This is a genomic window from Streptomyces aureus, assembly GCF_001418135.1.
GTDB lineage: Bacteria > Actinomycetota > Actinomycetes > Streptomycetales > Streptomycetaceae > Streptomyces > Streptomyces aureus_A.
In genome coordinates, this window is record NZ_LIPQ01000582.1 from 1 (window position 1) to 5,839 (window position 5,839).

The window sequence follows — 5,839 nt, forward strand, 5'->3', positions numbered from 1 at the left end:
AGCCGGCCGCGCAGCCGAGCCCGCCCGCCATACCGCCCGGCCCGCCCGCCGCACCGCCCGCACCGGCTTCGCCGCCGGTGCGGGCGGTGCGGCGGGCCCGCCGGGCGGTATGGCGGGCGGGCTCGGCTGCGCGGCCGGCTTCGGCGGCGGCACCGGGCTCGGGACGGCCGCCGTGGCCCACGGATCCGGCGTCGTCGTGCCCGGAGTCGCGCCCGGCGGGCCCGTGGTGGCCCGGGTCGCCGTGGTGAAGTGGTCGTCGAGGGTGTCACCCGACGCCGTCGGGGCCGTGTCCGGCGCCGACTCGTCGTAGAGCTTGTCCCACCAGTTGTCGTCCCCCTGCTGAGTCATGCCCTTATTGTCCACCGCGCGGGGCGCCCGAAAACGGGACATCAGGAAAACCGTTGCTGCAAAAGGGTGGTCCGCCGGGCGGCCCCACCCCCCACGGGAAGGACGCCCGGCGGACCGGCGTGATCAGCGCACGTCGTAGGCGCGGACCACGGTCTGGGTGACGGAGTTGCCGTTGGCGTCCGTCAGTTCGGTCTTCAGGGTGACCTGCTTACCGGTCGCTCCCGTGTGGTTCACGGTCGCGGTCCAGTGGCCGCCCTGCTGAGAGACCTGCGCTTCGGTCCAGGTCGCGCCCCCGTCGTAGGAGTACGAGAGCTTGGCCGAGGTGAGCGCCGCGGGAGTGTAGCCCGCGTGACCCGTCACGGTGAGGCCGATGTGCTGGCCGTCGGTCGCGGCGAGGGTCTTGAGTCCGTCCTCCGGAAGGTCGTACCGGGGGAAGAGAATCGGGATGCCCTGAGAATAGACGCTCTCGTCAAGCTTGGAGGTGAATTTCCAGACCGAGTTGACGGAAAGGGAGCGTGCCCACACCTTGCTCCCGATCTTCATGACGTTCTGTTCGAGGGTGTACGTCCCCTCCTCGGCGGGCACCGGGAAGGCTCCGAACGGCCAGCCGCTCTCGCCGAGCACCTCGCCGTCACGGCTGAGGCGGATGCCACCGATGTCACCGAAGGAACCGGCCTCGCCGTGGTGGGTGTTGTCGCCCCAGATCGCGGCGGAGAAGCCGATGTGGTCGCCCTGGCGCTCGGCGACGAGGACCGGCTTTCCGGTGCTGTCGCGCGGGGCCGTGGGAGCGACGACCCCGTCGTACCAGCTCTCGGTGCGCCGCTCGCCGGCCTTGTACGTGTGCGGGGCGCCGATCATGTACTCGCCGAAGGGGAAGCTGGAGGACAGCATCCGGTCCCAGCTCGTGTCACCGGCGGTGTAGTACTCGGTGCGGGTGCCCGGCGCGGATACCGGCGCGAGGTCGGCGAAGGAGACGGACGTGCCGTTGGGCCGGGAGGCGCCGCTGAAGTCGATGAAGTCGTTGGCGAGGCCCATGGCGCGGTAGGTGGACTCGGTGCGGCCGAGCCGCCCGTCACGGACGCGGTAGTTCTTGTCGCCGCGGATCGACCCCTTCTCGGGGAAGGCGAGGTTGTAGAGGTACGGGCTCTTGGCCGTGGCCTTCCAGGAGAGGCCGACGTCACCGGCGGCGAGCTTGCCGAGCAGGGCCGCGCCCTCGGCGGATTCCACGGCGAGGACCGGGAACCCGGCGCCGGCGAAGCCGCCCGTGGGGTACCAGCGGCCGGGGCCGGTGCGGTACGCGAGGACGGCCACCGCGCCCGCGGCCTTGGCGTTACGGGCCACCGTCGACGCCGAGTTGGAGGTGTCGGGGAAGCGGACCAGGGCGATGCGGCCCTGGACTCCGGCGGCCTTGAGCTCCTCGGGGGTTCCGGTGCCGGCGTCCACGAGACCGGCGGAACCGGTGCCGTCGAGGTTGTCGGAGCCGGTGGAGGCGGTGACCGGGTGCAGGGTCAGGCCGTCGGTGGTCCTGAGCGAGGAGATCAGCGGGGCGGCGGTCCGCCAGTAGCTGCCGAACTCGAAGTCGCCCTCGGTGGCCGCGCCTTCGACGGAGGCGTAGTAGCCGCGGATGGTGCGCCCGCCGGCGGCGGTGCCGGCGTGCAGCCAGAAGTCGTCCCACGACCGGGCGAAAGCGAGGGTGGTGCCGCGGGCCTCGGAGGCCTTGTCCGTCGCGACCGACAGCTTGTGGGCCTCGCGGGCGTCGAGGACGACGGTGGTGTCCTTCTTCACCTCCAGCTGCGGGCGGCCGAGGTAGCTGAGCGAGTCGTTCAGCGTGGCGCCCTCACCCGCGTCGGGGGTGGTGACGAACGAGGAGAGGAAGTAGCTGCCGGGTCGCAGGCGGTAGACCTGATCGGCGGCGCCGTCGTTGAAGCGGCGCTCACCACTGGCGACGTCGGTGCCGATCACGTCGAGGGACGAGGCTCCGGCGGCGGGCTTGCCCCGACGGTCGATCAGCTTGACGCGCAGGGTGACCGTTTCCGGCTCGACGAAGAGCGAGAACGGGGTGGAGACGTGGATGCCGCCCTTGCCGGTGGCGATCACACGACCGGTGACGTCGCCGTACTGGGCGCGGTCGAGACGGGCCGTGGGGTCGAGCTCCAGCGGGACCTGGACGGTGGCGCCGGCGGGGACGGTCACGGTGCGCTTGCCGAGGCGGGCGACCGAACTCCGCACGGGGGAACCGTCGTTGCCGGTGACCTTCTCGACGGCCAGGTTCAGGGTGGCAGGGGCGTCGGAGGTGTTGGTGTACGGGACGGAGACCGTGGTGCGGTCGCTCTCGTCCTGCGGCCAGTTGTAGGTGCCGCCCTGGACGGCGGGCGAGCCGAGGACCGTCTGGTCGATCGCGGCCTTGACGTCGAGGCGGCCGCCGCCGACCTCGCGGACGTCGCCGGGGACGGAGCTCTCGGCGGAGGCGACGAGCGCGGCCTTGACCTGCTGGGCGGTCCAGTCGGGGTGACGCTGCTTGACGATGGCGGCGGCGCCCGCGACGTGCGGGGCGGCCATCGACGTACCGGACATGGACTGGTAGGCGTACACGCCCCGGCCGCCTGCCGCGGCGGCGGAGATGCCGACGCCGGGCGCCGCCATCTCGGGCTTGAGGGTGTGGTTGACGATCGTCGGGCCGCGGCTGGAGAAGTACGCGGTGGAGTCGTCGCGGTCGGTGGCTCCGACGGTGAGCACGCTGGGCGCGCAGCCGGGCGAGGAGACCGTGTTGAGGGCGGGACCCGAGTTGCCGGCGGCGATGACGAACAACGTGCCCTTGTTCTGGGCGAGTTCCTCGGCCGCGAGGCTCATCGGGTCGGTGCAGTCGGTGGGTACGGGGCTGCCGAGGCTCATGGAGACGACGTCGGCGCCCTGGGCGACGGCCCATTCCATGCCCGCGATGATCCAGGAGGCGGCGCCGGAGCCGGAGTCGTTGAGGACCTTGCCGTTGAGGAGGGCGGCGCCGGGTGCGACGCCCTTCTTCCTGCCGTCGCTCGCGGCGCCGGAGCCGCCGACGGTGGAGATGGTGTGGGTGCCGTGACCCTGACGGTCGTCGGCGCTGTCGGAGTCGGTGAAGTTCTCCGAGGCGGCGATCCGACCCTTGAGGTCGGGGTGCTCGGCGTCGGCGCCGGTGTCGAGGACGGCGACCCTGGTGCCCGTGCCGTCGTAGCCGGCGGCCCAGGCCTCGGGGGCGCGGACCTGCTTCGTCGAGCGCTCCAGGGTGGCCTGGACCTTGCGGTCGAGCCAGAGCTTCTTGATTCCGGAGACGGAGCGGGCCGTGGGGGTGTTCACCTCGGCCCAGAACGTGGCGGCCTGCTTCTTCTCCGCCTTGAGCGCGACGCCGTCGACGGTCTTGAGGACCTGGCCGCGCCGCGCGCCGCGCGGGGCGGCGGGGACGGAGCGGGCGAGGTCGGAGCCGTAGACCGCGATGAGGGGCAGCGTCGTGCTGGCGGCGTCGTCGTAGCCCTGCCGGACGAGGCCGGTGACGTTGAAGAGCTCCTGGTCGACGCGGCCCGCGGCGAGCGCGTCGGTGGCGCCCTCGGGGTAGACGTACAGGTCCTGGCCGGAGCGGCGGGTCTGGACCAGGGGGACGGTTCCGTCCTCGCGCGGCAGGGCGGTGGCGGAGGGGTTGCCGGCGGCGTCGCGGCTGACCACGACGCGGTCCCCGGTGACCAGGGTCACCGTGACGGGACGGCCGCCGGCGCGGGCCGCGGCCTCGCTCCCTGCCGGCGGTCGCTTGCCGGCCGTGCCGTCCTGCGGCTCGTTCGCCACGGACGGCGCGACCGCGGTGACGGCCAGGACGGCGGCGGTCGCCGCCCCCAGGGCCGTACGCGAAATCGGACGCATCGCTCTCCCCATCTGATTCCGGAAAAAAGGCACAAGACACCCGTCTCCGGAGGCTGTTGGTGCTGCGGTGGCGCCACATTGGCAGAGGTGAGGGCGGTACAGGGATGATGGGCGAGGCGGGAATACGCCGTGGCCGTTTCCCGCCAGGTCACCAACGGAACGAATGCCTCCGGTGAATGTCCTGGGAAGATCCGGGCGCGCCGCCGGAGGTAGGGCGAGGGGTGGGGCATCCATGCTGGGAGCGATAGGACTCGATGAGCGCCAGGAGTCCGCGTACCGGGCGCTGGTCGCGCTGGGCGCGGCCGAGGTGACCGACCTGGCGCACCGGCTGGCGCTGCCGGAGCTTGACACCGAGCGGGCGCTGCGCCGCCTGGAGTCGCAGGGCCTCGCAGCGCAGTCCTCGGCCAGGACCGGCCGGTGGGTGGCGGCGCCGCCGGGGGTGGCCCTGGGCGCCCTCCTCACCCAGCAGCGCCACGAGCTGGAGCAGGCGGAGCTGGCGGCGGCGCTGCTGGCCGAGGAGTACCGGGCGGAGGCGGCGGAGGCGGCCGTGCACGACCTGGTGGAGGTGGTGACCGGCGCGAGCGCCGTCACCCACCGCTTCCTCCAGCTCCAGCTGGGCGCGCAGGAGGAGGTCTGCGCCCTGGTGACGGGCAAGCCGATCGCGGTCTCCGGCATGGAGAACGACGCGGAGGAGCAGGCGGCCGGGCGGGGAGTGCGCTACCGGGTGGTGATCGAGCGGGACGTGCTCACGCTCCCGTCCGGGCTGCTCGAACTCTCGGCGGCGCTCAGCCGTGAGGAGCGGATCCGGGTCGCGGACCGGGTCCCGACGAAGCTGGTGGTCGCCGACGGGAACCTGGCGATGGTGCCGCTGACCGGGCGGGGCGCGGAGCCCGCGGCGATCGTCGTGCACGCGAGCGGACTCCTGGAATCGCTGATGGGCCTGTTCGAGTCGGTGTGGCGCGACGCGCTGCCGCTGAGACTCGGGGCGGGCGCGCAGATCACCGAGGAGGAGGCGCCCGGTCCTGACGTCATGGACCTGGAGATCCTGTCGCTGCTGCTCGCCGGGATGACGGACGCGAGCGTGGCCAAGCAGCTGGACCTGGGGCTCCGGACGGTGCAGCGCCGGGTGAAGGGCCTGATGGAGCTGACCGGGGTGACGACCCGGCTGCAGCTGGGCTGGCACGCGTACGAGAAGGGCTGGGTGGCGCGCGGCTGAGCGGCCGCGGCGGCGCAGACGCGCGGGACCCGAGCCGTGGCCCGCGCACGCGCCGACCGGCACGTGCGGGCGCGGCGCCGGGTGCGGACGCGGCGCGTGGCCGGGTTCGGGCGCGGCGCCGGGTCGGGCGCGGTGCCGGGTCGGGCGCGGTGCCGGGTCGGGCGCGGTGCCGGGTCGGGCGCGGTGCCGGGTGCGGGCGCGCCCGACCGGTGCGGGCGCGGTGCCGGGTGCGGGCGCCGTACCCGGATGCCCGCCGCGACCTGCGCGGACGCCGGTTGTGGGGGACCCTGGGCGCGTGGGTGTGTGGCAGCTCCTGATGGTCGCGACCGTGATGCTGCTCGGTGTGTTCGGGGTGCTGGCCCCCGGCGTGCCGGGGGCCAGCACCCCGAA

The 5,839-nt window shown here is 73.5% G+C and carries 2 protein-coding genes and 1 pseudogene; 1 reads left to right on the plus strand and 2 read right to left on the minus strand.

The features are described 5' to 3' along the window. Both AOK00_RS39320 and AOK00_RS34470 read right to left on the minus strand, forming a co-directional pair. Positions 1-348, minus strand: a pseudogene (locus AOK00_RS39320) (protein phosphatase 2C domain-containing protein); the annotation flags it as partial. Positions 349-471: 123 nt separating this feature from the next. Further along, on the minus strand, positions 472-4,233 hold the full coding sequence (locus AOK00_RS34470) for a S8 family serine peptidase (RefSeq protein WP_055604072.1): 3,762 nt from the start codon (positions 4,231-4,233) through the stop codon (positions 472-474). 232 nt (positions 4,234-4,465) lie between these two features. On the opposite strand from AOK00_RS34470, the gene AOK00_RS34475 reads away from it, so the two are divergent. After that, entirely contained in the window at positions 4,466-5,449 is a 984-nt protein-coding gene (locus tag AOK00_RS34475) for a helix-turn-helix transcriptional regulator (protein WP_055604073.1), read from the plus strand. Positions 5,450-5,839: the final 390 nt, after the last annotated feature.

Bases quoted from the DNA above. Each gene is read 5' to 3' on its own strand.
- AOK00_RS34475 (WP_055604073.1), top strand. From the start codon at position 4,466: ATGCTGGGAGCGATAGGACTCGATGAGCGCCAGGAGTCCGCGTACCGG.
- AOK00_RS34470 (WP_055604072.1), bottom strand. From the start codon at position 4,233: ATGCGTCCGATTTCGCGTACGGCCCTGGGGGCGGCGACCGCCGCCGTC.